Annotated in this window: 25 protein-coding genes; 16 read left to right on the forward strand and 9 right to left on the reverse strand. The window is 68.4% G+C overall.

Features of this window, described 5'->3' with window-relative positions:
• Nucleotides 1-281: 281 nt before the first annotated feature.
• The 9 genes from FHY06_RS12545 to FHY06_RS12585 all read left to right on the forward strand — a co-directional run bounded on the left by FHY06_RS12545 (nucleotide 282) and on the right by FHY06_RS12585 (nucleotide 6932).
• Nucleotides 282-869 (forward strand): DUF1439 domain-containing protein, encoded by a 588-nt coding sequence (locus FHY06_RS12545; protein ID WP_132755423.1) that lies wholly within the window; start codon nucleotides 282-284, stop codon nucleotides 867-869.
• Nucleotides 866-1858: a glycerophosphodiester phosphodiesterase gene (locus FHY06_RS12550; RefSeq protein ID WP_184605346.1), complete on the forward strand. Its 993-nt coding sequence runs from the start codon at nucleotides 866-868 to the stop codon at nucleotides 1856-1858. The genes FHY06_RS12545 and FHY06_RS12550 overlap by 4 nt, the downstream gene beginning before the upstream one ends.
• Nucleotides 1855-2136, forward strand: coding sequence for a hypothetical protein (locus FHY06_RS12555; RefSeq protein ID WP_145760675.1), 282 nt, complete (start codon nucleotides 1855-1857; stop codon nucleotides 2134-2136). The genes FHY06_RS12550 and FHY06_RS12555 overlap by 4 nt, the downstream gene beginning before the upstream one ends.
• 36 nt (nucleotides 2137-2172) lie before the next feature.
• Nucleotides 2173-2607 carry a hypothetical protein gene (locus FHY06_RS12560; protein ID WP_019654910.1) on the forward strand — a complete coding sequence of 145 codons (435 nt, stop codon included), beginning with the start codon at nucleotides 2173-2175 and terminating at the stop codon, nucleotides 2605-2607.
• A gap of 80 nt (nucleotides 2608-2687) precedes the next feature.
• Nucleotides 2688-4196 (forward strand): TolC family protein, encoded by a 1509-nt coding sequence (locus tag FHY06_RS12565; RefSeq protein ID WP_184605347.1) that lies wholly within the window; start codon nucleotides 2688-2690, stop codon nucleotides 4194-4196.
• Nucleotide 4197: 1 nt separating this feature from the next.
• Nucleotides 4198-5586, forward strand: coding sequence for a multicopper oxidase family protein (locus FHY06_RS12570; RefSeq protein WP_184605348.1), 1389 nt, complete (start codon nucleotides 4198-4200; stop codon nucleotides 5584-5586).
• Nucleotides 5587-5617: 31 nt separating this feature from the next.
• Nucleotides 5618-6139, forward strand: a complete 522-nt coding sequence (locus FHY06_RS12575; protein ID WP_184605349.1) for a cupredoxin domain-containing protein — start codon at nucleotides 5618-5620, stop codon at nucleotides 6137-6139.
• Between the two features lie 11 nt (nucleotides 6140-6150).
• Nucleotides 6151-6606 carry a DUF411 domain-containing protein gene (locus tag FHY06_RS12580; protein ID WP_145760680.1) on the forward strand — a complete coding sequence of 152 codons (456 nt, stop codon included), beginning with the start codon at nucleotides 6151-6153 and terminating at the stop codon, nucleotides 6604-6606.
• A gap of 35 nt (nucleotides 6607-6641) precedes the next feature.
• Nucleotides 6642-6932: a copper-binding protein gene (locus FHY06_RS12585; protein ID WP_020723084.1), complete on the forward strand. Its 291-nt coding sequence runs from the start codon at nucleotides 6642-6644 to the stop codon at nucleotides 6930-6932.
• Nucleotides 6933-6934: 2 nt separating this feature from the next.
• On the opposite strand, the gene FHY06_RS12590 is transcribed toward FHY06_RS12585, so the two are convergent.
• A complete protein-coding gene (locus tag FHY06_RS12590) occupies nucleotides 6935-8236 on the reverse strand; it encodes an NAD(P)/FAD-dependent oxidoreductase (protein WP_184605350.1) in 1302 nt (433 codons plus the stop codon).
• 41 nt (nucleotides 8237-8277) lie between these two features.
• Here FHY06_RS12590 and FHY06_RS12595 point away from each other — a divergent pair, with 41 nt between their 5' ends.
• From FHY06_RS12595 to FHY06_RS12615, 5 genes are read left to right on the forward strand one after another with little or no spacing between them, the layout of a single operon-like run.
• Nucleotides 8278-9309, forward strand: coding sequence for a P1 family peptidase (locus FHY06_RS12595; RefSeq protein WP_184605351.1), 1032 nt, complete (start codon nucleotides 8278-8280; stop codon nucleotides 9307-9309).
• 17 nt (nucleotides 9310-9326) lie between these two features.
• Nucleotides 9327-10724 carry a TAXI family TRAP transporter solute-binding subunit gene (locus FHY06_RS12600; RefSeq protein WP_184605352.1) on the forward strand — a complete coding sequence of 466 codons (1398 nt, stop codon included), beginning with the start codon at nucleotides 9327-9329 and terminating at the stop codon, nucleotides 10722-10724.
• The gene (gene pabB, locus FHY06_RS12605; RefSeq protein ID WP_184605353.1) at nucleotides 10714-12504 is read left to right on the forward strand and encodes an aminodeoxychorismate synthase component I; all 1791 of its coding nucleotides are present in this window, start codon (nucleotides 10714-10716) and stop codon (nucleotides 12502-12504) included. The genes FHY06_RS12600 and pabB overlap by 11 nt, the downstream gene beginning before the upstream one ends.
• 51 nt (nucleotides 12505-12555) lie before the next feature.
• Nucleotides 12556-13053, forward strand: a complete 498-nt coding sequence (locus FHY06_RS12610) for a MerR family transcriptional regulator (RefSeq protein WP_145760684.1) — start codon at nucleotides 12556-12558, stop codon at nucleotides 13051-13053.
• On the forward strand, nucleotides 12971-13435 hold the full coding sequence (locus tag FHY06_RS12615; RefSeq protein ID WP_145760685.1) for a carboxymuconolactone decarboxylase family protein: 465 nt from the start codon (nucleotides 12971-12973) through the stop codon (nucleotides 13433-13435). Before FHY06_RS12610 ends, FHY06_RS12615 begins: the two co-directional genes overlap by 83 nt.
• 108 nt (nucleotides 13436-13543) lie before the next feature.
• On the opposite strand, the gene ettA is transcribed toward FHY06_RS12615, so the two are convergent.
• Nucleotides 13544-15205, reverse strand: a complete 1662-nt coding sequence (gene ettA / locus FHY06_RS12620) for an energy-dependent translational throttle protein EttA (RefSeq protein WP_019654898.1) — start codon at nucleotides 15203-15205, stop codon at nucleotides 13544-13546.
• Between the two features lie 299 nt (nucleotides 15206-15504).
• Between ettA and FHY06_RS12625 the strand changes: the two genes are divergently transcribed.
• Nucleotides 15505-17286 (forward strand): DEAD/DEAH box helicase, encoded by a 1782-nt coding sequence (locus FHY06_RS12625; protein ID WP_184605354.1) that lies wholly within the window; start codon nucleotides 15505-15507, stop codon nucleotides 17284-17286.
• An 88-nt stretch (nucleotides 17287-17374) separates the two neighbouring features.
• On the opposite strand, the gene FHY06_RS12630 is transcribed toward FHY06_RS12625, so the two are convergent.
• The gene (locus tag FHY06_RS12630) at nucleotides 17375-18112 is read right to left on the reverse strand and encodes a hypothetical protein (protein ID WP_260310321.1); all 738 of its coding nucleotides are present in this window, start codon (nucleotides 18110-18112) and stop codon (nucleotides 17375-17377) included.
• On the reverse strand, nucleotides 18109-19407 hold the full coding sequence (locus FHY06_RS12635) for a hypothetical protein (protein ID WP_184605355.1): 1299 nt from the start codon (nucleotides 19405-19407) through the stop codon (nucleotides 18109-18111). The genes FHY06_RS12630 and FHY06_RS12635 overlap by 4 nt, the downstream gene beginning before the upstream one ends.
• Nucleotides 19408-19606: 199 nt before the next feature.
• On the opposite strand from FHY06_RS12635, the gene FHY06_RS12640 reads away from it, so the two are divergent.
• Nucleotides 19607-20647: an endonuclease/exonuclease/phosphatase family protein gene (locus tag FHY06_RS12640; protein ID WP_184605356.1), complete on the forward strand. Its 1041-nt coding sequence runs from the start codon at nucleotides 19607-19609 to the stop codon at nucleotides 20645-20647.
• A 25-nt stretch (nucleotides 20648-20672) separates the two neighbouring features.
• On the opposite strand, the gene FHY06_RS12645 is transcribed toward FHY06_RS12640, so the two are convergent.
• The 5 genes from FHY06_RS12645 to FHY06_RS12665 form a co-directional block, all read right to left on the reverse strand.
• On the reverse strand, nucleotides 20673-21743 hold the full coding sequence (locus FHY06_RS12645; RefSeq protein WP_019654892.1) for an ABC transporter ATP-binding protein: 1071 nt from the start codon (nucleotides 21741-21743) through the stop codon (nucleotides 20673-20675).
• A gap of 134 nt (nucleotides 21744-21877) precedes the next feature.
• Nucleotides 21878-22729, reverse strand: coding sequence for a carbohydrate ABC transporter permease (locus FHY06_RS12650; RefSeq protein ID WP_019654891.1), 852 nt, complete (start codon nucleotides 22727-22729; stop codon nucleotides 21878-21880).
• A gap of 82 nt (nucleotides 22730-22811) precedes the next feature.
• Nucleotides 22812-23702, reverse strand: coding sequence for a carbohydrate ABC transporter permease (locus tag FHY06_RS12655; protein WP_019654890.1), 891 nt, complete (start codon nucleotides 23700-23702; stop codon nucleotides 22812-22814).
• 46 nt (nucleotides 23703-23748) lie between these two features.
• Entirely contained in the window at nucleotides 23749-25131 is a 1383-nt protein-coding gene (locus FHY06_RS12660) for an ABC transporter substrate-binding protein (RefSeq protein WP_184605357.1), read from the reverse strand.
• 94 nt (nucleotides 25132-25225) lie between these two features.
• Nucleotides 25226-25969 (reverse strand): FadR/GntR family transcriptional regulator, encoded by a 744-nt coding sequence (locus tag FHY06_RS12665; protein WP_019654888.1) that lies wholly within the window; start codon nucleotides 25967-25969, stop codon nucleotides 25226-25228.
• Nucleotides 25970-25993: the final 24 nt, after the last annotated feature.

Below are 25993 nucleotides of genomic sequence, written 5' to 3' on the forward strand. Positions count from 1 at the left end.
GCGCGCACCAAAGCATCCCCGGTGCCATCGGGTTGAAGCAGCATGAAAAGCATCCGTGTGAGAGGGGAAAGAGCCGGCGCCAACGCCTGCTCCCGTCGCTCGCATGGGTGGCATTCCTGTCGTCGCAGGAATGCGTGCCTGGTGCGCCCGCCGAATATAACCATTTCGCACTACATAACTTTACTTTCGGGATGGAAAAAATTTACATGTAGTTTGAAAATTCGGCGCCACAGAAGGCGGGTCCAGGGAACCCTGCGCGCCTGTGGCAAGCTCCCACGGCTATGAACTTCCGCCCCGTGCTTCCTTCCACCAGCTCCCGTCGGCGGGTGCTGCACGCGCTGCTGGGCGCCGCGGCCCTGCAGGCGCCCTTCGCCGCGCTGGCCGGCTTCAATTTCTTCACCAGCGAATACACCGCCAGCCGCGACGAGCTGCAGGCGCAGATCGCCAAACGCTTTCCGGTGGCCGAGCGCTACGCCGAGATCTTCATGGTCGGCCTGCGTGATCCGCAGCTGGGGCTGGATTCGAGGGCCAACCGCGCGGCCATCACCGCCACGCTGACCATCGCGAGCCCGCTGCTGGCAGCCTCACCGGTGCAGGGCGTGGTGTCGGTCAGCAGCGCGCTGAAGTACGACGCCACGGCACGCGCCCTGCGGCTGGACCAGCCCAAGGCCGAGCGGCTCGAGCTGCAGGGCATCGAGGGCCGCGACGCCGAGCGGCTGCAGAAGGTGGGCGCGGTGGTCGCGCAGGAACTGCTTCAGGGGCAGGTGCTGCGCAGCTTCACGGCCGACGAACTCACGGTCGGACGCAAGACCTACGAGATCGGCGACATCACGGTGCAGGACAACGGGATCAAGGTACAGCTCAAATGAAATACACCCTTCTGGCTTCGGTGCTGGTCCTTGCCGGCTGCACGGCCATCATGCCCACGGCCACGCAGCATTTCGACCTCGAGGCGCATCGCGGCGGACGCGGGCTGGCACCCGAGAACACGCTGGCCGCCTTCTCCAACGCCGTCGACATGGGCGTCACCACGCTCGAGCTGGACATCGGGCTCACTTCCGATGGCGTGGTGGTGATCTCGCACGACACCTCGCTCAACCCCGACCACACCCGCGATGCGAGCGGCGCATGGCTCGCGCCCAGGAGCAGTGCGCCCATCCGCACGCTCACGCTGGCGCAGCTGCAGACCTACGACGTGGGCCGCATCAACCCGGCGAGCAACTACGGCAAGCAGTTCGCGCTGCAGATTCCGCGCGACGGCGAGCGCATCCCCACGCTGGCCTCGCTCTTCGCACAGGTGCAGGCGCGCGGCGCCGAGGCGGCCACGGTCCGCTTCAACATCGAGACCAAGATCGACCCCTCGAAGCCCGACGAGACCGCCGCGCCCGAGCCGATGGTGCGCGCGCTGCTCGCCGAGATCGACAAGGCGAACATGGCCGGGCGCGTGACCATCCAGAGCTTCGACTGGCGCACGCTCACGCTGGTCGGCAAGCTCGCGCCGCAGATGCCGCGCGCCTACCTCACCACGCCGCGCACGCTGAAGGACAGCCGCTGGACCGACGGCCTCGATGCCGCCAGCTTCGCCTCGGTGCCGCAGATGGTCCGGGCCGCATCGGCCAACGCGCCGGGGCCGGTGGTCTGGTCGCCGGCCTTCGCCGACCTCACGCCCGAGGTCATCCGCGAGGCGCACAAGCTCGGCCTGAAGGTGCTGCCCTGGACGGTGAACCAGCGCGCAGACATGCAGCGGCTGATGGACTGGGGCGCCGACGGCATCATCACCGACTACCCCGACATCCTGCGCGACCTGATGCGCGAACGCGGCCTCTCGCTGCCGCCGCCCGGAAGGAACGCATCGTGAGCGCCGCGCTGCAGCAACTCGACAACGTCGCCGCGCGCATCGCGGCCCTGCGCGACAGCCAGGGCGGCTCCGTCACCACGCTGTCGGACGAGGCCCGCGCCAGCACCGAATTGCTGGGCGCCCTGCCCCCGCGCTACGGCGAGGTGCTGCTGGGGCTGCTCGACCGGCTCGAATCGAGCGCGCTCTTCAGCGAGGAAAGCTGTTCGTTCAGCCAGAAGGACCTGCTCGACAACCTGCAGGTGTGGGTCGACAAGGCCCGAGGCCAGCTGGTTTCTTGACCGGCGCGCCGTTTGGCCGGTTTATCATCCCGCCCCATGCGCACCCTGCTGCTCGCCATCATGATCGTCCTGCTGCCCGTGCGCGGCTGGCTGGGCGACGCGATGGCAGTCGAGATGGTGCGCCACTCGCTGCCGGCGGCCATGGAAGCCGCGACCGTGGCTTCCGCCGCGGCCGAAGCCCACTGCCACGAGGCAATGGACGCGGATGCGGGCGGCGGCGACATGGCGATGGCCATGGACATGTCCGCCCACGGCAGCAGCCATGACGACGGCGGCTCCGGCACCACCAGCCACGGCGACCACCAGGGCTGCGGCACCTGCGTCGCCTGCCAGGTCTGCCACACGGTGGCGCTCGGCGGCATGCCCCTTGTCGCCATCGTCCACGGCGCGCCCCAGGCGTCGCCCCCGGCGCACGCGGCCCGCTTCGTCAGCGCGGAGCCCGTCCAGGGCCTGAAGCCGCCCATTTCCTGATCTCCCTGCCCGTAGTCCGTCCGCAGTGAGCCCGTTGATACGGCTCGCAGCGTCCGTCGTATTGCTCATGGAGATCGAAAGTGAATTCCCCCGTTCGCCGGCAGCCTGCCGGCATCCGTGGCCATCGCAGGCGCAGTGAAGCGCGCCCGCCCCGGCTCCCATCCATCAGGACCGTCAAGATCGGCACAGCGCTGGCCGCCGCGCTGGTGCTCGCCGGCTGCGCGAGCCTCTCGCCCGACGGCGGCAGCGCCGACGTGCAGGCGCTTGTCGGCACCAATCCGCTCATGGCGGGCACGACCGCCCGGCGCGCGCCCGACGAGGCCTCGCTGAAGAGCGTCGATGCGCTGCTGGCCAAGCCGCTGGACGTCGAGGCCGCGGTGCGCATCGCGCTCATCAACGGTCCGCGCGTGCAGGACGCCTTCGCCACCCTGCAGCTGAGCGACGCCGACCGCGTGCAGGCCGCGAGCCTGCCGAACCCGGTGCTGTCGTTCAGCCGCCTTGCGCAGGGCCGCGAGCGCGAGTTCGAGCGGATGCTCAGCTTCAACGTGCTGGGCCTCGTCACGCTGCCATGGCAGGCCCGGTGGGCCGGCCAGCGGCACGAGGCCGCCAAGCTGCAGGCCGCGCAGAGCGTGCTGGTGCTGGCCGCCGACACGCGACGCGCCTGGGTGCGCGCGGTGGCGGCGCAGCAGAGCGTGGCCTACCTGCGCGACGCGAAGGAAGCCGCCGAAGCCGGCGCCGAGCTCGCGCACCGCATGGCCCAGGTCGGCAACTGGAGCGCGCTGCAGCGCACGCGCGAGCAGCTGCTGCTGGCCGACGCGGCCGCGCAGCTGGCGCGCGCCGACCAGGCCGCGGTGGCTTCGCGCGAACAGCTCACGCGCCTGATGGGCCTGGGCGGCGAGCGCGCCACCCGCTACACCCTGCCCGACCGCCTGCCGCCCCTGCCACAGGCCGCGCCCGAACTCGGCGACGTGCAGGCGCTGGCCCTGCGCGACCGGCTCGACGTGCGTTCGGCGCAGGCGCAGAACACCGCCGTGGCCGGCTCGCTGGGCCTCACCCGCGCCACCAGCGTCGTCAATGCGATGGAGCTGGGCCTGGTGCGCAACACCACCTTCGAGAACGACGCCGACCGCACGAAGAAGACCCAGCGCGGCTTCGAGCTCGACCTGCCGATTCCCATCTTCGACTGGGGCCAGTCGCGCAACGGCCGTGCCGAGGCGCTGTACCTGCAGTCGGCCGCGCGCGTGCGCGACGTGGGCGTGCTCGCCGCGAGCGAGGCGCGCGAAGCCTGGCAGAGCTGGAACACGGCCTATGCGCTGGCGCGCCGCTACCGCGACGAGGTGCTGCCGCTGCGCAGGAAGGTCAACGAGGAAATGGTGCTGCGCTACAACGGCATGCTCGCCAGCGTGTGGGAACTGCTGGCCGAGACGCGCGCCAGCATGCTCGCGGTGAACGCGGGCATCGAGGCACAGCGCGATTTCTGGATCGCCGACACCGACCTGCAGCTGGCGCTCACGGGCAGTTCGCCCGGCGGCATGTCGGCGCTGCAGACCGCTTCGGCCGCCGAAGCGCCGGCAACGGGAGGCCACTGACATGAACCGCCGCAACTTCTTCGCGGGCGCTGCCACGGCCGTTGCCGCCACGAGCGTGAGCCGCGTGTCGATGGCAGCGCTGCCCGAACCGGTGTCGCAGGGCTCCACCGCCACCGCGCCGCCGCTTTCACCGCCCGACGGCCGGCCCTACGACCCCGTCGTCACGCTCAACGGCTGGACGCTGCCCTGGCGCATGAATGCCGGAGTCAAGGAATTCCACCTCGTCGCCGAGCCGGTCGTGCGCGAGATGGCGCCGGGCTTCAAGGTCAACATGTGGGGCTACAACGGCCAGTCGCCCGGCCCCACCATCGAGGTGGTGGAAGGCGACCGCGTACGCATCTTCGTCACCAACAGGCTGCCCGAGCACACCACCGTGCACTGGCACGGCCAGCGGCTGCCCAACGGCATGGACGGCGTGGGCGGCATCACCCAGCCGCACATACCTTCGGGCAAGACCTTCGTCTACGAGTTCACCGCGCGCCGGCCCGGCACCTTCATGTACCACCCGCACGCCGACGAGATGGTGCAGATGGCGATGGGGATGATGGGCTTCTGGGTCACGCACCCCAAGGCCGACCATCCGCTGATCGAGAAGGCCGACCGCGACTTCTGCTTCCTGCTCGGCAGCTTCGACGTGGAGCCCGGTAGCGCCACGCCCAAGGTCAACACCATGACCGACTTCAACATCTGGAGCTTCAACAGCCGCGTGTTCCCGGGCATCGACACGCTCAACGTGCGCCGTGGCGACCGCGTGCGCATACGCGTGGGCAACCTCACGATGACCAACCACCCGATCCACATCCACGGCCACGAGTTCGAGGTGACCGGCACCGACGGCGGCCCCGTGCCGCGCACTGCGCGCTGGCCCGAGGTGTCGGTGGACGTGGCGGTGGGCCAGATGCGGCAGATGGAATTCATCGCCGACGAGGAAGGCGACTGGGCGCTGCACTGCCACAAGTCGCACCACACCATGGGCCCGATGGGGCACGACGTGCCGACCATGATCGGCGTCGACCACAGGGGCGTGGCCGAAAAGATCAGGAAGCTCGTGCCCGACTACATGGTGATGGGCGACAAGGGCATGGCCGACATGGGCGAGATGGAGATGCCCATTCCCGACAACACCGTGCCCATGATGACCGGCGCCGGCCCCTTCGGCTCGGCCGAGATGGGCGGCATGTTCACCCTGCTGAAGGTGCGGCGCGACCAGAAGCCGGGCGACTACCGCGATCCGGGCTGGTTCAGGCACCCGGCGGGCACCGTGGCGCGCGAGGTGCCGAACGCGAACGTGCCGCCGGCAGCCCGCAAGGAAACGCCCGCCTCGCCAACCGGGGCCAGGCCCGATGCGACCGTGCGCAAGCCCTCGGGGCACGACGCGCACAACCACTGACCTCTTCTCCTTTCTTCACGGAGCTCACTTCATGAACAAGATACACCTCAAGTCCATCGCCGCCGGCCTCATGCTCGCGGCACTCGCCAGTGCCTCCTTCGCTCACGAGGCCCACGACAAGCCCAAGCCGAAAGGCGCAGCCGAACTCGCCCCGGAGCAGAAGCCCTGGGGCATCGCGGGCAAGGCCGCCGCGGTGAAGCGCACCATCGACATCGCGATGGCCGACGACATGACATTCACGCCCTCGGTCATCGAGGTGCGCGAGGGCGACACCGTCCGCCTGCGGCTGAAGAACCGCGGCAAGGAGCTGCACGAACTCGTGCTCGGCACCACCGCCGAGATCGAGGCCCACGCGGCCATGATGAAGAAGTTTCCCGACATGGAGCACGACGACCCGTGGATGGTCCACGTGCCCGCCGGCAAGACCGGCAGCATGGTCTGGACCTTCAACCGCGCGGGCGACTTCGACTTCGCCTGCCTCGTGAAGGACCACTACGAACTCGGCATGGCCGGCCGCGTCCGCGTGCTGCCCGCCACCGGCGGCAAGTCCTGAAGGAGAACGTGATGCAAAGAAGAAACATGCTGCTGGCACTTGCCTGCGCGGCCCTGCCCTTCGCCACGACGACGGCGCGGGCCGCCGCGCCGATGGTCGAGATCTGGAAGGACCCGAACTGCGGCTGCTGCCAGGACTGGGTGAAGCACCTCAACAGGAACGGCTTCGCCACCCGCGTGCACGACGAAGGCAATGTGGCCGCGCGCAACCGGCTGGGCATGCCCGCCAAGCTGGGCTCGTGCCACACGGGCCTGGTCGGCGGCTACGCCGTCGAAGGCCATGTGCCCGCACGCGAGGTGCAGCGGCTTCTGAAGGAAAAGCCCAAGGCCGTCGGCCTCGCAGTGCCCGGCATGCCGGTCGGCTCGCCCGGCATGGACGGCCCCGCCTACGGCGACCAGCGCGATCCCTACGACGTGCTGCTGGTGCTGGCCGACGGCAGCACGCGCGTCTACCAGAGCTATCGCTGACTCACCCCTCGATGAAACAAGGAAGCAAACCGATCATGAAGAAACTGTTCACCGCCCTTTGCACCGCCCTGCTCGCCGCCGCGGCCTTCGCCCAGGCTGCCCTGCCCGCCGTCGAGGGCGAGGTACGCAAGGTCGACCTCGACGCGAAGAAGATCACGCTGAAGCACGGTGACATTCCCAACCTCGAGATGACCGGCATGACGATGGTGTTCCGCGTGAGCGACCCCGCGCTGCTGTCCAAGGTGAAGCCGGGCGACAAGGTGCAGTTCACCGCCGACAAGGTCGACGGCGCGCTCACGGTGCTGTCGATCGCGCCGGCGAACTGAGCCTAGCGGCCGAATCGCGCCGGGTCGAAGGGCTCCGGTGGAATCTCGGGCGCCACGCCCGCCAGCAGCTGCGCCGCCAGCCGCCCGGTGCGCGCCGAGCCGCACAGGCCGACGTGCCCATGGCCGAAGGCCAGCACGACGTCGGGCGTGGCGGCGGCCGGCCCGATGCACGGCAGGCCGTCGGGCAGGCTCGGGCGATGCCCCAGCCAGTGCTTCACCGAGGCCGAGCCCGGCGCGGCTGGTGCGAGCGAGGGAAACATCGATCGCAGGTGCGCGTGCAGGATCTCGGCACGGCGCCAGTCGGGCGCGGCGTCGAGGCCGGCGATCTCGACCTGTCCGGCGGCGCGCAGGCCGCCGTCCATCCAGTGCGCGATGAGCTTGCCGTCGGCCACCATGGTCGGCGTGCGCGGGCCGACCGTCGCGTCTTCGACGACCACGTGGTAGCCGCGCTCCGACTCCAGCGGCACCGCCGAGCCGGCCACCGCCGCCAGCGGGCCCGAACGCGGACCGGCGCAGATGGCGGCGGCGTCGCAGGCGATCTCGCCCGCCTCGGTGAGCACGGCGCGCAGCCGGCCGCCCTCGATGCGGAAGCCGGTCGCCCGAGCCATGACGCGCTCGGCGCCCGAGCCGAGCGCGTGCCGCGCCAGCGCGGCCACGTAGCGGCCCGGATCGCGGCAGTGGCCGGCCTCGGGCACGAAGATGCCGAGCGTGTAGCGCGCGTCGAGGTCGGGCTCGCGGCGGCGGAGTTCGTCCTGCGGCCATTCCTCCCACTGCACCCCGGTGCGCCGGCGCACCCGCCAGCCGAGCGCGTCGCCATCGAACTCGGCGCGCGAGCGGTAGGCATGCAGCAGCCCGCGCCGCTCGATGAGCTGGGGCACGCCGGCCTCGGCTGCCAGCCGCGCATGCAGCACAGGCGCATCGGCCAGCAGCGTTCGCAGCGCGTCGGCGGTGCGCTGCACGCGCGCCTCGGTCCAGCCCGAGGCCAGGTAGCGCAGCAGCCACGGCATGGCGCGCGGCAGGTAGCGCCAGCGCAGGGCCAGCGGGCCGAGCGGATCGGCCAGCCAGCCCGGCACCTTGCGCCATGCGCCCGGCAGCGCGGGGGGCACGACCGAGTGGGACGAGAGCCAGCCGGCATTGCCGTAGCTGGTGGCGTGCGGGCCGCCGGGCTCGCCGGGCTCCAGCACCGTCACGCGCAGTCCCGCGCGCAGCGCCTCGATGGCGGTGGCGCTGCCGACCGCGCCCGCGCCGATCACCACCACGTGGCGCGCACCGCCCGGGGAAGAGAAACTTCTTGCAACCGTCATGGACGGCGATGGTAGAGGGTGCGGTCTCATAATCGGCCGCCATGTCAGCACCGTCTTCCTCTCTCCTCTCCCATTCCGCCGGTGCCATCACCGACGTCGCCGGCATCGAGGTCGGCCATTTCACCGAGACGCGCCGCCCCACCGGCTGCACCGTGATCATGGCGCGCGAGGGCGCCGTGGCCGGCGTGGACGTTCGCGGCGCCGCGCCCGGCACGCGCGAGACCGACCTGCTCTCCCCCGGCAACCTCGTGCAGCAGATCCACGCGGTGATGCTCGCGGGCGGCAGCGCCTGGGGCCTGGCGGCGGCCGAGGGCGCGATGCGCTGGATGGAGGAGCGCGGCATCGGCATGGATGTGCGCTTCGGCACCCTGCCCATCGTGCCGGCCGCCGTGCTGTTCGACCTGCCCATGGGCGACGCGCGCATCCGACCCGACGCGGCCGCCGGCTATGCCGCCTGCGAGGCCGCCAGCACCGCCGCGCCGGCGGAAGGCAACGTGGGCGCCGGCACCGGCGCGCTGGTGGGCAAGCTCTTCGGCGTGCATCGCGCGATGAAGGGCGGCGTCGGCACCGCATCGGTCAAGGTCGGCGGCGTCACCGTGGGCGCGCTGATCGCGGTGAATCCGCTGGGCGACGTGATCGACCCGAACACCGGCCAGCCCGTGGCCGGCGCGCGCACCGAGGACGGCACCCGCCTGCTCGACACCCGGCGCGCGCTGCTGCGCGGCGACAGCCCCAAGCCGCTGCTGGCCGGCACCAACACCACCATCGGCGTGATCGCCACCGACGCGGTGCTGACCAAGGTGCAGGCCAACCGGCTCGCCATGGTCGCGCACGATGGGCTGGCGCGTTCCATCAACCCGGTGCACACCATGAGCGACGGCGACACGCTGTTCGCGCTGGCCACCGGCCGCGTGCCGCTGGAAGGCGACGCGCCCGGCATGACGGTGCTGAGCACCATGGCCGCCGAAGTCGCCGCCATTGCCACGCTGCGCGCGGTGCTGGCCGCGCGCACGGTGACGGTGGGCGAGCTGCACATTCCCTGCGCCGCGGACCTGCGCAAGGCGCGCGGCTGACCACGGGAGGCAACAACATGGCGTTCCCAAGGACACTGAAGCTGATATTGCTGTCGATCCGCGACCTGATCGCTTCGGCGGGGCCGATCGTGTTCATCGTCATCGGGCTGCTGATCGCAGCCTATTGGTGGCTGCAGCCGCAGCCGCCCAAGCACGTGACGCTGGCCACCGGCCCCACGGGCAGCGCCTACGCCCAGTTCGGCAAGCGCTATGCCGAGGCGCTCAAGCGAGAGGGCATCGACGTGGAGCTCAAGCCCACCTCGGGCTCGACCGAGAACCTGCAGCTGCTGCGCACCGGCGGCGCCGACGTGGGCTTCGTGCGCGGCGGCAGCGCCGACCCGGTGGCCGACGAGGAAGCCGGCCTCACCTCGCTGGGAAGCCTGTTCTACGAGCCGATCTGGCTCTTCTACCGGACCGACTCCGCCCAGAAGATCGATCGCAAGACCGCCACGCTGACCTCGCTCACCCAGCTGCGCGGCCTGCGCGTGAACGTCGACCTGCCCGGCAGCGGGCTGCCCGACATCATGGAGCGCATGCTCAAGGCCAACAGGCTCGGGCCCGACGACCTGCTGCTGTCGAACCTGGAGCAGGCCTCGGCCGCCGAGGCGCTGGAGGCCGGCCTCCTCGACGCCATCGTGCTGTCTTCCGCGCCGCAGTCGCCCCAGGTGCAGCGGCTGCTGCGCTCCGACTCGATCAAGCTCATGGACTTCGGGCAGGCCGACGCCTACTCGCGGCGCTTTCCCTTCCTCTCGGCCGTGACGCTGTCGCGCGGGATGATCGACCTGTCGAAGGACGCGCCGCCGCACGACGTGTCGCTGCTCGCGGCCACCACCTCGCTGCTGTCGCGCGACGAGACCCACCCGGCGCTGCGCCAGCTCTTCGCGCAGGCCGCGCAGACGGTGCACAGCGGCGCCGGCTGGTTCAACCGCGCGCGCGACTTCCCCAACACCCGCACCAGCGAACTGCCAGTGAGCCCCGAAGGCGACCGCGCCATCAACGGCACGCCGCCGGCATGGCAGCGCTACCTGCCCTTCTGGGCCAGCAACCTCGTCGAACGCATGTGGCTGGTGCTCGGCGGCCTGCTGGTGCTGATGCTGCCGCTGAGCCGCGTGGTGCCGCCGCTGTACCAGTTCCGCGTGCGCCGGCGCGTGTTCCGCTGGTATGCGCGGCTGCGCGACATCGAGGCGAAGGTCGACACCCGGGCGCTGGCGAAGGAGGACGAGCGCAAGTCGCTGCTCGAGGAGCTCGACCAGCTCGACCGCGTGGTCAACAAGGTGGCGGTGCCGCTGTCGTATGCCGACGAGCTCTACGCGCTGCGCAACAACATCTATGCGGTGCGCAAGCGGGTGCTGGCCAAGGCGCCGCAGGCGGACGTGGCCGACCCGGCCACGGCAGCGGCGAACGATGCCGTCTGACGACGCCCGCAAAACCCGGCCCGCGACCTCGCGCACGCTGATCGACTTCGCACGGCCGCACGGCGAGGCTGGCCGGCTGCGCCTGTGCTTCGGTGCGCCGTCGCGCGTGCTGGCGGCGCGCACCGCGGCCGAGGTGCGGCCCGTGCTCGACGCCGTCGAGGCACTGGCGCGCGAGGGGCACTGGTGCGTGGGCTATCTGCGCTACGAGGCGGCGGCGGCCTTCGACCGCGCATTCGCCGTGCACGCGGCGGACGGGCCGCTGGCATGGTTCGGAGTGCACGACGAAGCCCTGCCGTGGCCCGACGCCACGGGCGACGCTGCCCTTGCACCGATCGGCTGGGAACTCGATCTCTCGCGGGCCGACTTCGATGTCCGCATGCAGGCCATCCATCGCGCGATCGCGCACGGAAAGCTCTACCAGCTCAACTACACCGCCGCACTGCACGCACGCTTCCACGGCGACGCGCAAGCCCTGTTCATGGCGCTGCGGCAGGCCCAGCCCGACGGCTACACCGCCTTCATCGACACCGGCGAGGAACAGGTGCTGTCGGTGTCGCCCGAGCTCTTCTTCGACTGGCAGGACGACCGCATCCTGACGCGGCCCATGAAGGGCACCGCCCCACGCGGCGCCACCCAGGCGGAGGACGAGGCGCTCGCGCAGCGGCTGCGCACGGTGCCGAAGGAGCGGGCCGAGAACGTGATGATCGTGGACCTGATCCGCAACGACCTCTCGCGCATCGCCCGGCCATTCTCGGTGCAGGTGCCGCGCCTCTTCCACACCGAGGCCCTGCCGACGGTGTGGCAGATGACCTCGGACGTCGAAGCCAGGGTGCGCGAAAGCACCACGCTGGCGGACGTGTTCGCGGCGCTGTTCCCGTGCGGCTCGATCACCGGTGCGCCCAAGGTGAGCGCGATGCGCATGATCCGCGATCTGGAGCCCGGGCCGCGGGGCGTCTACTGCGGCGCAGTGGGCGTCGTGCAGCCCGGCGGGCACGCGACCTTCAACGTGCCGATACGCACCGTGACGCTGCGCGACGGCAAGGCCCGTTGCGGCATCGGAAGCGGCATCACCGCCGATGCGCGGGCCGACGCCGAGTGGGAGGAATGGCGACACAAGCGCGCCTTCCTGGACCGGGCAGGCAGGGCCGCGACGCCATCGTTCGACCTGCTCGAGACCCTCGCGCTGACGGACGGCGAGCTGCGCGACGCGCCGGCGCATCTGGCGCGCATGGCTGCCGCCGCGGCGCACTTCGGGCGCCCGTGGAACCATGCGTCGGTCGCCTCCTGCCTCGACGACCTGAAGGCCCGGCACAGCGCCGGCACGTGGCGCGTGCGCCTGCTGCTCGATGCGCAGGGCATGCCGCGCGCCGAAGCCTTCGCAATGGAGGCGCCGCCCGCGCGCGTGCGCCTGCAGCTCGCCACGCGCCCGTTCGACGAGGCCCATGGCGAATTCACCCGCTTCAAGACCACCCGCCGCGCCCACTACGAAGCCTTTGCGCCCACGCAGCCCGGCGTGTTCGACACGCTGCTGTGGAACCGCGATGGCGAAATCACCGAATGCACGCGCGGCAACATCGCCCTGCTGCTCGATGGCCGCTGGGTCACGCCGCCCTTGCACTGCGGATTGCTGAACGGCATCGGCCGGGCCAACCGCGTGCGCGACGGCCAGCTTGCCGAAGCGGTCGTGCGGGTGGAGGATCTGCCCCGCGTGCAGGCCCTGGCCTTCGTGAACAGCCTGCGCGGCTGGCTGGACGCCGACCTGGACGGCGTTCAAAAATAGTTCGACAAGGCGCTTGACTTAGAGCGCGCTCTAATTTCGAGAATCGATGCCATGGAAACCAGCCTGACCATCGCGGAAGTCGCAGAACGAACCGGCCTCACGGCCCACACGCTGCGGTACTACGAACGCATCGGACTGATCGCCGCGGTGTCCCGTGCGCCGGGCGGCCAGCGGCGCTATGCGAGCGCCGACATGGACCTGCTGGATTTCCTGTTGCGCCTGCGCGAGACCGGCATGTCCATCCAGGGCATGCAGGCCTTCGTCAGGCTTCGAAGCCAGGGGGACGCCAGCGTCGGCGAACGGCGCGAGATGCTCGAGCGGCATCTCGCCGAGGTTCAGGCCAAGGTGGCGGCGCTGCAGCAATCCATGCAGGCGCTGTCGCTCAAGATCGACCACTACCGCAAGGTCGAGAAGACGAACGAGCGTCCTCCTCTGTCGGGCAAGGCCCGGAAAGGAAAGACGAGCGATGACGAACACACAACAACAACGGCAAGACCAGGTTCAGGGCGACAGCCAGCGCTACGCGCGTGGCCTGGCCAAGCTTCATGAGATCGACGGCGAAGGCGGCGTCAAGGTGGTCGAGAGCCTGGCCGGCATCGCGCCGGACTTCGGCCGACTGGTGATCGAGTTCCCGTTCGGCGACATCTACTCGCGCCCCGGCCTCGACCTGCGCTCCCGCGAGATCGCGACGGTGGCCGCGCTCGCCGCCATGGGCAATGCCACGCCGCAGCTGAAGGTGCACATCCAGGCCGCGCTGAACGTGGGCGTGACGCGCGACGAGGTGGTCGAGGTCATGATGCAGATGGCGGTCTACGCGGGCTTCCCGGCCGCGCTCAACGGCCTCTTCGCGGCGCGCGACGTGTTCGCGGCGGACGATGAAAAAAGCGCGCGGCCCCTTGCGGAACCGCACGCTCTTGCCGAGATGACCTGAGGCCCCTTCCAGGAACACCGAGGAACCGGCTTTGCCGGGCCTCCGGTGTTGCCCCCGGCAGGGGGTTGGCGCAGCGACACGAAGTGTCGCGCAGCCTGGGGGCGAGCCCTACTTCAACGCCTTGTAGCGCATGCGCTTGGGCTTGGCACCTTCCTCGCCCAGGCGCTTCTTCTTGTCGGCCTCGTACTCCTGGTAGTTGCCGTCGAAGAAAGTCCACTGGCTGTCGCCTTCGGCCGCGAGGATGTGCGTGGCGATGCGGTCGAGGAACCAGCGGTCATGGCTGATCACCATGACCGTGCCGGCGAACTCGAGCAGCGCGTCTTCCAGCGCGCGCAGGGTTTCCACGTCCAGGTCGTTCGACGGTTCGTCCAGCAGCAGCACGTTGCCGCCGGCGATCAGCGTCTTGGCCAGGTGCAGGCGGCCGCGTTCACCGCCCGACAGCGTGCCGACCTTCTTCTGCTGGTCGGCTCCGTTGAAGTTGAAGCGGCCCGCGTAGGCGCGGCTGGCCATCTGGAACTTGCCGACGTTGATGATGTCCAGGCCGCCCGAGATGTCTTCCCAGACGGTCTTCTGGTCGGCCAGCGCGTCGCGCGCCTGGTCGACGAAAGCCATCTTCACAGTCTGGCCGATGACGACCTCGCCCGAATCCGGCTTCTCCTTGCCCGCGAGCAGCTTGAACAGCGTCGACTTGCCGGCGCCGTTCGGGCCGATGATGCCGACGATGGCGCCGGCGGGCACGTTGAAGCTCAGGTTGTCGATCAGCAGGCGGTCGCCGAAGGACTTGCTGACGTTCTTGAACTCGAACACCTGGCTGCCCAGGCGCTCGGCCACAGGAATGAAGATTTCCTGCGTTTCGTTGCGCTTCTGGTATTCGACGTCGCTCAGCTCCTCGAAGCGGGCCAGGCGCGACTTGCTCTTGGCCTGGCGCGCCTTCGGGTTCTGGCGCGACCACTCGAGTTCCTTCTTCAGGGCCTTGGCGTGGGCTTCCTCGCTCTTCTGCTCCTGCGCCAGGCGCTCGCCCTTCTGCTCGAGCCAGGTGCTGTAGTTACCCTTCCATGGAATGCCGCGGCCGCGGTCCAGTTCGAGAATCCACTCGGCGGCGTTGTCGAGGAAGTAGCGATCGTGGGTGATGGCCACCACGGTGCCCGGGAAGCGCTGCAGGAACACTTCGAGCCACTCGACCGATTCGGCGTCCAGGTGGTTGGTCGGTTCGTCGAGCAGCAGCATGTCGGGCTTGCTCAGCAGCAGGCGGCACAGGGCCACGCGGCGCTTCTCGCCGCCCGAGAGCACGCCGATCTTGGCGTCCCAGGCCGGCAGGCGCAGGGCGTCGGCGGCGATCTCGAGCTGGTGCTCCGAATCGGTGCCGGCGGTGGCGATGATGGCTTCGAGCTCGGCCTGCTCGGCTGCGAGCGCGTCGAAGTCGGCGTCTTCGGCGGCATACAGCTCGTAGACCTCTTCGAGGCGCTTCTTGGCCGCATTGACGGCGCCCATCGACTCCTCGACGGATTCGCGCACCGTGTGCTCGGGGTTGAGCTTGGGTTCCTGCTCCAGGTAGCCGATGGTCAGGCCGGGCATGGGCAGCGCCTCGCCCTCGATTTCCTTGTCGACGCCCGCCATGATCTTGAGCAGCGTGGACTTGCCCGAGCCGTTCAGGCCGAGCACGCCGATCTTGGCGCCGGGGAAGAAGGACAGCGAAATGTCTTTCAAGATCTGCCGCTTGGGCGGCACGGTCTTGCTGACACGGTTCATCGAATAGACGTATTGAGCCATGTGTGGTTGGTTACCTTGGGTAGCGGGATTCGAGGGAACGCGCGGCCGCCGGAATGGAGGCATTCGGGCGCGGCAAACCACCGATTATCGACTCATGCGACAATAGGCTCCGTTGCCGGGTCCAGTTGCCCGCGACACCGGCTCTCTGCCGGGGACGAAGAAAGGCCCATTTCACCCTTTTGCGAGGGCGGACTTTCCGGCTCCCACCCCTGACCCTCATCTGCCTTGACTGGCTCGGCGTCAACAAGACGCCAAGCGGGCCGATGCCACTGCGCCGTGTATGGCGCTTATTGTTTTCAATGACTTTTGACGAACTGAAGCTGGCTCCCGCCATCTTGAAGGCTGTGCACGAGCACGGTTACGACACCCCCACCCCCATCCAGGCGCAAGCCATCCCTGCGGTGCTCGAGGGCCATGACCTGCTCGGCGGCGCCCAGACCGGCACCGGCAAGACCGCCGCCTTCACGCTGCCGATGCTGCACAAGCTCACCATGAGCCGCAGCGCCACCAACAAGTTTGGCGGCACCGGCATCCGTGCCCTCGTGCTGACCCCCACCCGCGAACTCGCCGCGCAGGTCGAAGAGTCGGTGCGCACCTACGGCAAGTACCTGCAGCTCGACTCGACCGTGATCTTCGGCGGCGTCGGCATGAACCCGCAGATCAGCAAGCTCAAGAAGGGCGTCGACATCCTAGTGGCCACCCCCGGCCGCCTGCTCGACCTGCAGCAGCAGGGCATGCTCGACCTCGGCCAGGTCCAGATGCTGATCCTCGACGAAGCCGACCGCATGCTCGACATGGGCTTCATCCACGACGTGAAGAAGGTCCTGGCGCTGGTGCCCAAGGAAAAGCAGAGCCTGCTGTTCTCGGCCACCTTCAGCGACGAGATCCGCGACCTGGCCGCCACCCTGCTGCGCAACCCGCAGAGCATCCAGGTCACGCCGCGCAACACCACGGTGCAGCGCATCACCCAGGTGATCCACCCCGTGGGCCGCGGCAAGAAGAAGGCGCTGCTCGCGCACATCATCAACGAGAACAAGTGGAGCCAGGTGCTGGTCTTCACGCGCACCAAGTTCGGCGCCAACAGCGTGGCCGAATTCCTCACCAAGAACGGCATCGAGGCGATGGCGCTGCACGGCAACAAGAGCCAGAGCGCCCGCACCCAGGCGCTGGCCGGCTTCAAGAGCGGTGAACTCCGCGCGCTGGTGGCCACCGACATCGCCGCTCGCGGCATCGACATCGACGAGCTGCCGCACGTCGTGAACTACGAGATCCCCAACGTCAGCGAAGACTACGTGCACCGCATCGGCCGCACGGGCCGCGCCGGCTCCAGCGGCGAGGCCGTGAGCTTCGTGTGCCTGGACGAGGAAGGCTTCATGCAGGAGATCGAGCGCTTCACCAAGCAGACGATCCCCGTGCAGGTCATCGAGGGCTTCGGCCCCGAGGAAGGCGAGCGCGCCGAGCCCATCGCCATGGGCCGCCAGACCATCTGGGGCGGCGCCGGCCGTCCGCCGAGCCGCGAAGTCATGCAGGCGGCCGCCAAGGCCGCGCGCACCGAGATGCTCCAGCGCATCCGCGAGAACAAGGCCAGCCAGGGCGGCAGCAACGGCAATGGCGGCGGCCAGCGTCGTGGCGGCGGCCAGGGTGGCGGCAACGGCCAGGGCCGCAATGCCAATGGCGGCAGCCAGGGCCAAGGACAAGGCCAGGGCCCGCGCGGCCAGGGCGCACGCCCGCAGCAGCAGCCCCGCAGCCCGCAGGGACCGGCACGCGCCCCGCAGCATCACCATCACGCGCCGCACGAGGAGCGCCAGCCGCGCCACCACGGCAACAGCCACAGCCCCACGCAGGCCAACCAGGTTGCGCACCTGCGCGCCGAAGCGATCGGCGGCGGCGCCGGCCAGCCCGATCCGCTGCGCACAAGCGTCGACCACATGGGCGGCCGCGGACGCGGCGGCCGTTCGGGTGGCGGCGGCTACGGCGGCGGCAACCGTTCGGGCGGCGGTGGCCGTTCGGGCGGCGGCGGTGGCTACGGCGGCGGTGGCAATCGCTCCGGTGGCGGCGGCGGCCGTTCGTTCGGCCGCTGAGAAGGCGCCGCGAGCAGCACACCTGCTTGAAAACTGAAAAGGGCACCTCGGTGCCCCTTCTTTTTTTGCCCTCGGGCAGCAACCGCCCTCAGAGGGGTGGTGCCGTCTGCGCCCGGATGTTCCTGGCGATGCGGGTTGCAAGCGCGACTACCGCCGCGTCATAGCTCGCGGCAACCGCTTGCGGCTGGGCGACCAGCTCACCGAAGCTGCCCCATCGGTGGCCGGGGTCGGCCGGCACATTGACCGTTTTGTCTCCACTCGCATCGGCCCCGTAGTACAGGGTTTCGGAATAGACGGTGTCCCCGTCCTTCGAATCCATCAGGTAGGCGCTCACGTTGACCCGCGGGACATAGTCGGTGGAGAAGCGCGCCGAATACATGCCGACCTCGTTGAAGTACACGTGCAACACCGGCTCGGTGGTTGGCAGCCGGCTGTAATCGATGTTGTCCGGCGACGCCGCCGGACGCGTCACGCCTTCGAGCGCTTCTGCCTGGTAGCCCTGCGCATTCAGTTGCTGCACCAGCGCAGCCGTCAGTTTGGGGCCCATCCCGCGGCGCACTGCCTCCATGCGCTCGTTGAAATCGGCGCCCTTGATCCGGTCGGCCAGCGACTGCCACAGCACGCCCAGGGGGATGCCCTTGTTCTCGGTGTGCATCTTCTCGATGGGGGCGACGGGGATCACCATGACGCGAGTGATCTTGGGCAACGGCGGCGGCGTCCTGGGACCGGAGCCGCATGCGGCGAGGGCAGGCAGGGCTGCGCAAGTCATCACCTGCCCCAGGTTGCACAGAAAACCGCGCCGATGTGTGATGGACACGCCGCTCATTGCTCGACCGCCGTGATCTTCTTGACGCCTTCGGAAGGCGGCTTTGCCCCGGCCTCCCCGAGCTGCACCGCGTAGCCATAGTCGGTCAGGTAGGCATAGGTGCTGGTCCGGCCGAGCGAGTCGGGCTCCATATGGCACTGCAGGCGCTTGGCCTCGCCGCTCAGATCGGCATGAAGTTCGGCAGCCGCGCTGACCCCGACGATCTTGCAGACGGTCGTGTAGTCGTAGGTCGTTCCACCCATCATGCTGAACAGGCTCAGCTTCTTCGTGGCGTAACGCAACTCGGAGCCGACGGTCATGCGTTGCCAGTCCCCTGTCAGCGAGAGATCGGTCACGACCTGGCTGATCGTGGCGGGGCCGGGAAGAAAGTTGACGAAGGCACTCAAATCGGCCAAACCTGCGAACGAGGCGAATTGACCCCGCGTGCCGTCGGCCTCCCTGGTGCGGGTCCGGAAAAGGGAAGCTGTGGCGTCCGGCTCGATCTGGACCTCGCTGCGGGTTGGAGTCGTCTTGCCGTCCCTGGTCCATGTGCCTTCGAGCACGACGCGCTTCAGGCGCTTGGGCGCCGGGGGAAGGCCCGATCGCGAAACGGCGGCCGTCACCTCCGGGCTGAGTGCCGTCAGGCCTCGGGGATCGGGCATCGACTTGGCGCGAGGAGCGAAAACAGGTAGCGCCTGCGCCGCCGAAGTGCCGCCGCAGGCCGCCTTGAAGAGCGCCTGGTAGTCCGAGTTCGTATCGGTGCCGATAGCGTTCGACTTCGCCTTGGCGCCATCGATCCGCCCGTCCGTGACACGACCGCGCTCGTCGATGTCGAAGCCGCTCACCTGGGCATAGGACTTCGTTTGGCATTCGAGCCTGAAGCGCTCGCGCTTCTGGCCGAAGGGGGCCCGGTAAGGCAGGTCGAAGTCCATTCGCGAATAGTCGAACGCACCCCAGAAGAACAATGCGCCGTCCGATGTGTCGACGCTTGCGATGTCCATGAGCGTGAATGTCCCGTCCGGGCTGCGTTGCACTTCGCGCCAGTCGGGCCGCGCCGCTCGGCACGCACGCTCGACCTCGGGCAACGCTTTCAGGGCCTGCGCCTGGCGCTCCACCAATTCCTTGCGCACGCCAAAGCGCGGCCCGGTCACCGGATAGCTTCGGCCGGTGCGCAAGTCGGTGTAGAGCAACCACGCCTGCTCGGCATCGCACGAGACAGTGAAGTTGCGGGTCTCGGGCCCGTCTTCCAGCGCAAAGGAAACGTGATCGTCGATGCGCAGCAAGCTGTGTTCGACAAGTTTGCCGCCGAAGGACATCGATGGATTGCCCCTGGAAGCGCAGCCCGCAGCGAGCAACGCAGCCACGGCGCAAGCGGTGATATGGATCAACTTCATACATTCCGCCCCGGGGCGGCTCCCTCGTTTCATTGTTGTTTGTGCCGCCGGCCTCGGCCTCGAATGACATGGCGGGTGCACCTTGGCCGGGAATCGTAACCCGGGACACAATCGTCACCCCATGCAATACATCCCGCCCAACTACGCCACCCTCTTCGTAGCCACCTGCAACCTCCTCAACCTCGCGGCGCCCAACCGCGTGTACTACGAGAACCAGGATGCCTACACCGAGCGCGAGTACGAGCGGAAGATCGAGTGGACCGGCGAGCGCTTCCATGCGCTCAATGCCGACGTGCTGGCCGTGCAGGAGGTGTGGGACGAGTCGGCACTCAAGGCCTGCATCGCGCGCAGCGGGCTGCGCTACGACTTCGTCTCGGTGCCCGGCGCAGAGAACTCGCCGCCGCCCGGAAGCCCCGCGGGCACGCCCGCGAGGCCGGGCGCACAGGGCACGCCGCGCGTCGGCATCGCGACGCGGCTGAAGGTGGATGCGATCCGCTCCTTCGTCGACTTTCCGCCGGGCTTCGGTGTCGATGTGCCAGGGCTCGGTCCGCACACGCGCTTCGAGCGGCCTCCCCTGCTCGCCACGGTGTGCATGAAGCATGGCCAGCAGGTGCACGTGCTCACGGTGCACCTGAAGTCCAAGCGCCCCAAGTTCCTGCAGGATGCGCAAGGCAATGCTCTCGAGGACCGCGACGACCGCAAGGTAGGCGTGATGGCCTCGCTGCGTTCGCTGCTGATGCGCGGCGCCGAGGCCGCGGCCCTGCGCTGCATCGTGATCGACCTGCTGCAGGACACGAACGTGCCGCTCGTGGTGATGGGCGACTTCAACGACAACCCGCACAGCGTCACCACGCAGCTCGTGGCGGCCACCTCGGAGGTGGCCTACGACAAGGCCGCGCGCGACGTGGCGCTCTTCAACGCCTACGAGATGCAGGGCGAGGCGGCGCTGAAGAAGGACGTGGCCTACTCGCACATCCACCAGGGCTACCCGGAGGTGCTCGACCAGATCCTCGTGAGCGAGGAGTTCGTCGCCACCAGCCGGCACAGCCTGGGCGACGTGCGGCGCGTCGACTACTTCAACGACCACCTGCACGAAGGGCGCGACCGCTCGCGTTCGGACCACGGCTTCGTGCGCGCCCTGCTTCGGCTGCGCACGGCCTGATCTTCCTTCGCGGCAAGCGGCTTCTTCAACCCATGCGGCGGCCGGTCTGCCGGTCGAACAGGTGGACGTTCTCCGATTCGATGGCCAACCGCACGATGTCGTCGGGCCCGGCATCGACACGGCCGTGCACCGCGAGCACCAGCTTCGCCTCGCCGACCTGCACCAGCAGTTCGGTCTCGGCCCCGGTGGGCTCCACCACGACGACCCTGGCCTCCACGCCGTGCGAGCCGCCGCCCAGCGTCATGTCGCCGGGGCGGACGCCGTAGTGCACCGGCTGGCCGTCGGGAACCGCGGTGGCGGCCGGCACCGGCCAGCGCGCACCCTGCGCCTCGACCCAGCATTCGCCGCCCGAGCGCCGCACCGTGCCCTCGATGACGTTCATCGACGGCGAGCCGATGAACTGCGCGACGAACAGGTTGTCGGGCCGGTCGTAGAGCTCCAGCGGCGTGCCGATCTGCTCGACGATGCCGTCGTGCATCACGACGATGCGGTCGGCCATGGTCATGGCCTCGATCTGGTCGTGCGTCACGTAGACGGTGGTGGTCTTCAGCCGCTGGTGCAGCGCCTTGATCTCGGCGCGCATCGCCACGCGCAGCTTGGCATCGAGGTTCGACAGCGGCTCGTCGAAGAGGAAAACCTTCGGGTCGCGCACGATGGCGCGGCCCATGGCCACGCGCTGGCGCTGGCCGCCGGAGAGTTCGCGCGGATAGCGGCCGAGCAGCGCATCGAGGTTGAGGATCTTCGCGGCCTTGGCCACGCGCTCGTCGGTCACCGACTTCTCGGCATTGCGCAGGCGCAGGCTGAAGCCCATGTTCTCGCCCACCGTCATATGCGGATAGAGCGCATAGCTCTGGAACACCATGGCGATGTCGCGGTCCTTCGACTCGAGGTCGTTGACCACGCGCCCGTCGATCACGATCTCGCCGCCGCTGATGTCCTCCAGGCCCGCGAGCATGCGCAGCAGCGTCGACTTGCCGCAGCCCGACGGGCCGACCAGCACCACGAACTCACCGTCGGTGATGTCGAAGCCCAGCCCCTTGATGATCTGGACCTTGCCGAAGGATTTCTGGATATTGCGAAAGGATACGGATGCCATGGGATCTCTCTCTTCAGTGTGTCTTTGCACCTGGGGTGCTTCGCGGAACACCGCGGAACCGGCATTGCCGGGCCGCAGGTGCCGCCCCCCGAAAGGGAGTTGGCGAAGCGACACGAAGTGCGCGAAGCCTGGGGTCAGCTCTTTACCGCTCCGGCGGTGATCCCGCCGACCATGTAGCGTTTGAAGGCGTAGTAGATGGCCGCGGGCGGCAGCGCATAGATCAGGCCCGTGGCCATCAGCAGCTCCCACGGCGAATCGTCGGCCGACAGGAAGTTGCCCAGCGCCACCGCCAGCGTCACGCTCTTGTCGTTCGACAGCAGCAGGAAGGCATAGAGGTACTCGTTCCAGGCCAGCAGCAGCGAATACGTGCCCACGGCCACCAGCGACGGCACCATCAGCGGCAGGTACACGAGGCGGAACAGCTGCAGCGGCGAGGCGCCGTCCATGCGCGCGGCTTCGTCGAGCTCGTAGGGCAGCTTGTCTGAGGCCTGCTTCAGCACCCAGATGCAGTACGGCGAGGCGATGGTCACCATCGCCAGGATCAGCGCCCACTGGCTGTTGAGCAGGCCGTAGTTGCCCATGGTCTTGTACATGGGCACCGCGAGGAAGGCCGCCGGGATGAAGTAGGTGAACAGCGCCATGTTCATCACCGTGCGCCCGCCGCGCACGCGCAGGCGGCTGATGGCGAAGGCGGCGGTGGTCGCCACGAACAGCGTGAGCACGCCCACCGACAGCGCGATCAGCAGCGAGTTCCACAGCTGCAGCCAGAAGTGGTCGAGGTAGAAGTGCTTCTGGTGGAACACGATGCGGAAGTTGTCCAGCGTCGGGTTCTTGGGCCACAGGTGGCCCGAGGTCGCGGAGTCCTTCGACGAGATCGCGAACAGCACCATGTGGTAGACCGGGATCAGCGTCCACAGCAGCACGGGAATGCCGATGAGCAGCAGCCGGGCCTCGGTGAGCACGGCTTTCGGGGTCCAGCGCTTCATATCGCCCTCCGACGAGCCGCCTCCAGGAGGGCGGGAGCCCCCTCGGGAGGCAGTGAATACACGAAGTGATGAACGTGGGGGCTCATTTCGACAGCCTCTTCATCATGAAGTACACGAGTGGCAGGACCAATGGCATCGCCACCACGATGGAAGCCATCGACAGGTCGACCTGGTCGAGGCGCAGGTAGCGGATGCCCAGCGTGGCGAGCACGTGCGTCAAGTCGGCAGGCCCGCCGCCGGTCAGCAGGTAGACGCTGTTGAAGTCGCCCAGCGTCCAGATCATCGAGAGGATGAGCGAGGTGATGTAGAGCGTCTTGAGCGCGGGCCAGCTCACGAAGCGGAACTTCTGCCACGAGGAGGCGCCGTCGACCGAGGCCGCCTCGTACTGCTCGGTGGGAATGGCCAGGCGGCCCGCCACGAGGATGAGCGTCCAGAACGGCAGCGACTTCCAGATGTGCACGATCATCGCGAAGGCCAGTGCCAGCGAAGGGTCGTTGAGCCAGTTGGGGCCGTCGGCGCCGGTCAGGCGGAAGATGGTGCTGTTGATCACGCCCCACTCGGGGTTCAGCATGAAGCGGATCGACAGGATCGTGGGAATGGAGGGCATCGCCCACGGGAGGATGAAGATCGCCGAGACGATCTTGATCCACCAGCGCGAGGTCACGAAGAAGCCCGAGAGCACGAGTGCCACGAGCATCTTGAGGTTGATCGCCACGACCAGGAAGACGGCCGTGTTGATCACGGAGCGGAAGAAGATCGGGTCTTCGACCAGCTTCACGTAGCTTTGCGGCTGGCGGGCCAGCCAGAGGCCGTAGCCCACCGGGTACAGCACGAACACCACGAACACCAGCAGGTAGGGCACGACCATGACCGCGCCCCAGAACTGCCAGCGCGCATGCCGCGCTCCGGGATTGACGACAGGCGCCGGGGTGCTCGGCGCGGCGGCGGTGGTGGTGGCAGTTGCGCTGCTCATGGCGTGCTGCTGGTGGTGAAAGTGCCGGGGGGTGCCTCTGCGCGGCTTACTGCCCCGCCACCGTCTTGATGCGGGCGATCATCTCGTCCACGGCCTTGTCCACGGGCACCTTGTCGGTGACGATGCGGTTCATGGCCTTGGCCCAGACGTTCTCGTTGTTGAGCACGGTGAACTTGTAGTTCTTCGTGAATTCGAAGGTCACGGTTCCGGCGGCGTACTGGTTGTAGACCGACAGGCGGTGGGGATCGGCCTTCCAGAAGTCACGCTGCTGCGCGGCCTTGGTCACGGGGAACCAGCGGCCCAGCGAACCCTCGACGTAGGGCGTGAGGTTCTCTTCCTGCATCAGGAACGACACGAACTCCTTGGCGCGGGCCTTGTTCTTCGCGTCCTTGAAGATCACGCCGGTCTTCACCGCCGTGCGGTAGACCATCTTGCTGCCGTCGGGCTTGTTGGGGAAGCCGGCCGTGCGGATGCGCTCGGTGTAGTTCTTGCGCGCTTCCTCGCGCTGCTCGGGCGTGAGCGAGGCGTTGTTCGAGTCGTCGAGCCACTTGGCGGCGATGGAGATCGTCGCGTTGTGCGTCATCACGGTCGTCTTGTTGTGGAAGGCGACGTTGTTGTCCGGGTCCTTCCAGCTGGTGGAGGAAGGCGGCGTGCAGCCCTTGGTGTAGGGCGTGGTGTAGTCGGTCATCGCGCCGATCAGGCCGGTGCGCACCTTCGGGTCGTCGACCAGCAGCTTGCCGTTGTCGTCCACCAGCTTGACGTTGTAGGCGTCCATGAAGGTCAGGAACGAATAGAACGCGTCGCTCGAATCCACGCCCATCGGCATGCCGATGCCGAAGTTGCGCTTGCCGCTCTTCTGCCGGCTGGCGGGCTGCACCTTCTCGCACCAGAACGCCCAGTAGTCCTTCCACGCGGTGGGAATGTCGGACTCCTTGAAGCCGGCCTCGGTCAGCATGTCGAGCCAGTACTCGATGTGCATCGTCTGCTGCTTGATCGGGAAGGCGTAGTACGCCTTGCCCTTGGTCTGGTCGTTGTAGAGGTAGGTGGTCTCCAGCGTGTTGGGCGCGAAGCGGTCCTTCATCGGCGTGAGCACGCTGCTGATGTCTTCCAGCTTGCCGTCGTAGGCCCACTTGCCGGTGACCTGGAAGTCGTACACGTCGGCGTACGCCACATCGGGCGGGCTGCCCGAGTCGAGCGCGGACACGGTCTTGGGGATCATGTCCTGGATCGGGTACTGCGAGAGTTCGATCTTGACGTTCTTGTTCTTCTCCTCGAACTTCTTGATGGCGGCGTACAGCGCGTCGTCCTCCGCCTTGTAGAAGCCCTTGACCCACCAGACGGTGAGTTTTTCCTGCGCGGCGACGTGGCCTGCCGACAGCAGGCCCATCGCGACCAGCGTCGGCGCGATCAGCGACTTGACGAGTTTCATGGACGTTGTCTCCTTCTCTTCTGGGTGGAATTGGCTCGTCGTGCGAGCGTGGGGTGAAAGAACCGGACGTGAAACGCGAAGGCCGCCGGTGCGGCTAGCTGGCCCTGAGCCTGGGCGGCGGCCTGCTCAGGCGCGGCAGGCGGCGGCGCGAGCCCAGCACGTCCTCGATGTCCTGGCGTGCGCCGTCGATGAGCCGGATGATCGCGCGCTCGGATCTGTCCGGGTCGTGCGCGATCACGGCGTCGAGCACCTCGCGGTGCAGCGGCAGCGAGAGCGCGGGGCCATCGGGCTTGGTGGTCGATATCTCGAAGCTGGTGCGCAGCAGCGCGTTGAGCACCTTGCTCATCTGCGCGAGCATGCGGTTGCGCGCCGCGGCCAGCAGGCCGTTGTGGAAACGCAGGTCGAAGGTGACGTAGTCGCCGCCGTTCTCGACGGCCTCCTTCATGCCCGCGAAGGCGCGCTCGATCTCGCCGATGTCCTCTTCGGTGGCGCGCTCTGCGGCGAGGCGCACGGCCGCGGGCTCCACCACGCGGCGCAGGTCCTGCAGGTCGCGAAGGAATTCGGGCGTGAGGCCGGCGCGCGCCTGCCAGGTGATGACGTCGGGGTCGAACCAGTTCCACTTGTCCTTGGGCAGCACGCGCGTGCCGACCTTGGGGCCCGTCACTATCAGGCCCTTGGCGACCAGCGACTTGATGGCCTCGCGCACCACGGTGCGGCTCACGCCGAGTTCCTCGCCGAGCACGGGCTCGGAAGGGATCGACGCGCCGATCGCATAGCGGCCCGACACCACGGCTTCACCGAGGAGTTCGAGCGTGCGACCGTGGATGTTCTTGATCATGCGTGATGTGAAAACTGGTATCGC

Source organism: Variovorax atrisoli, assembly GCF_014195185.1.
GTDB lineage: Bacteria > Pseudomonadota > Gammaproteobacteria > Burkholderiales > Burkholderiaceae_C > Variovorax > Variovorax atrisoli.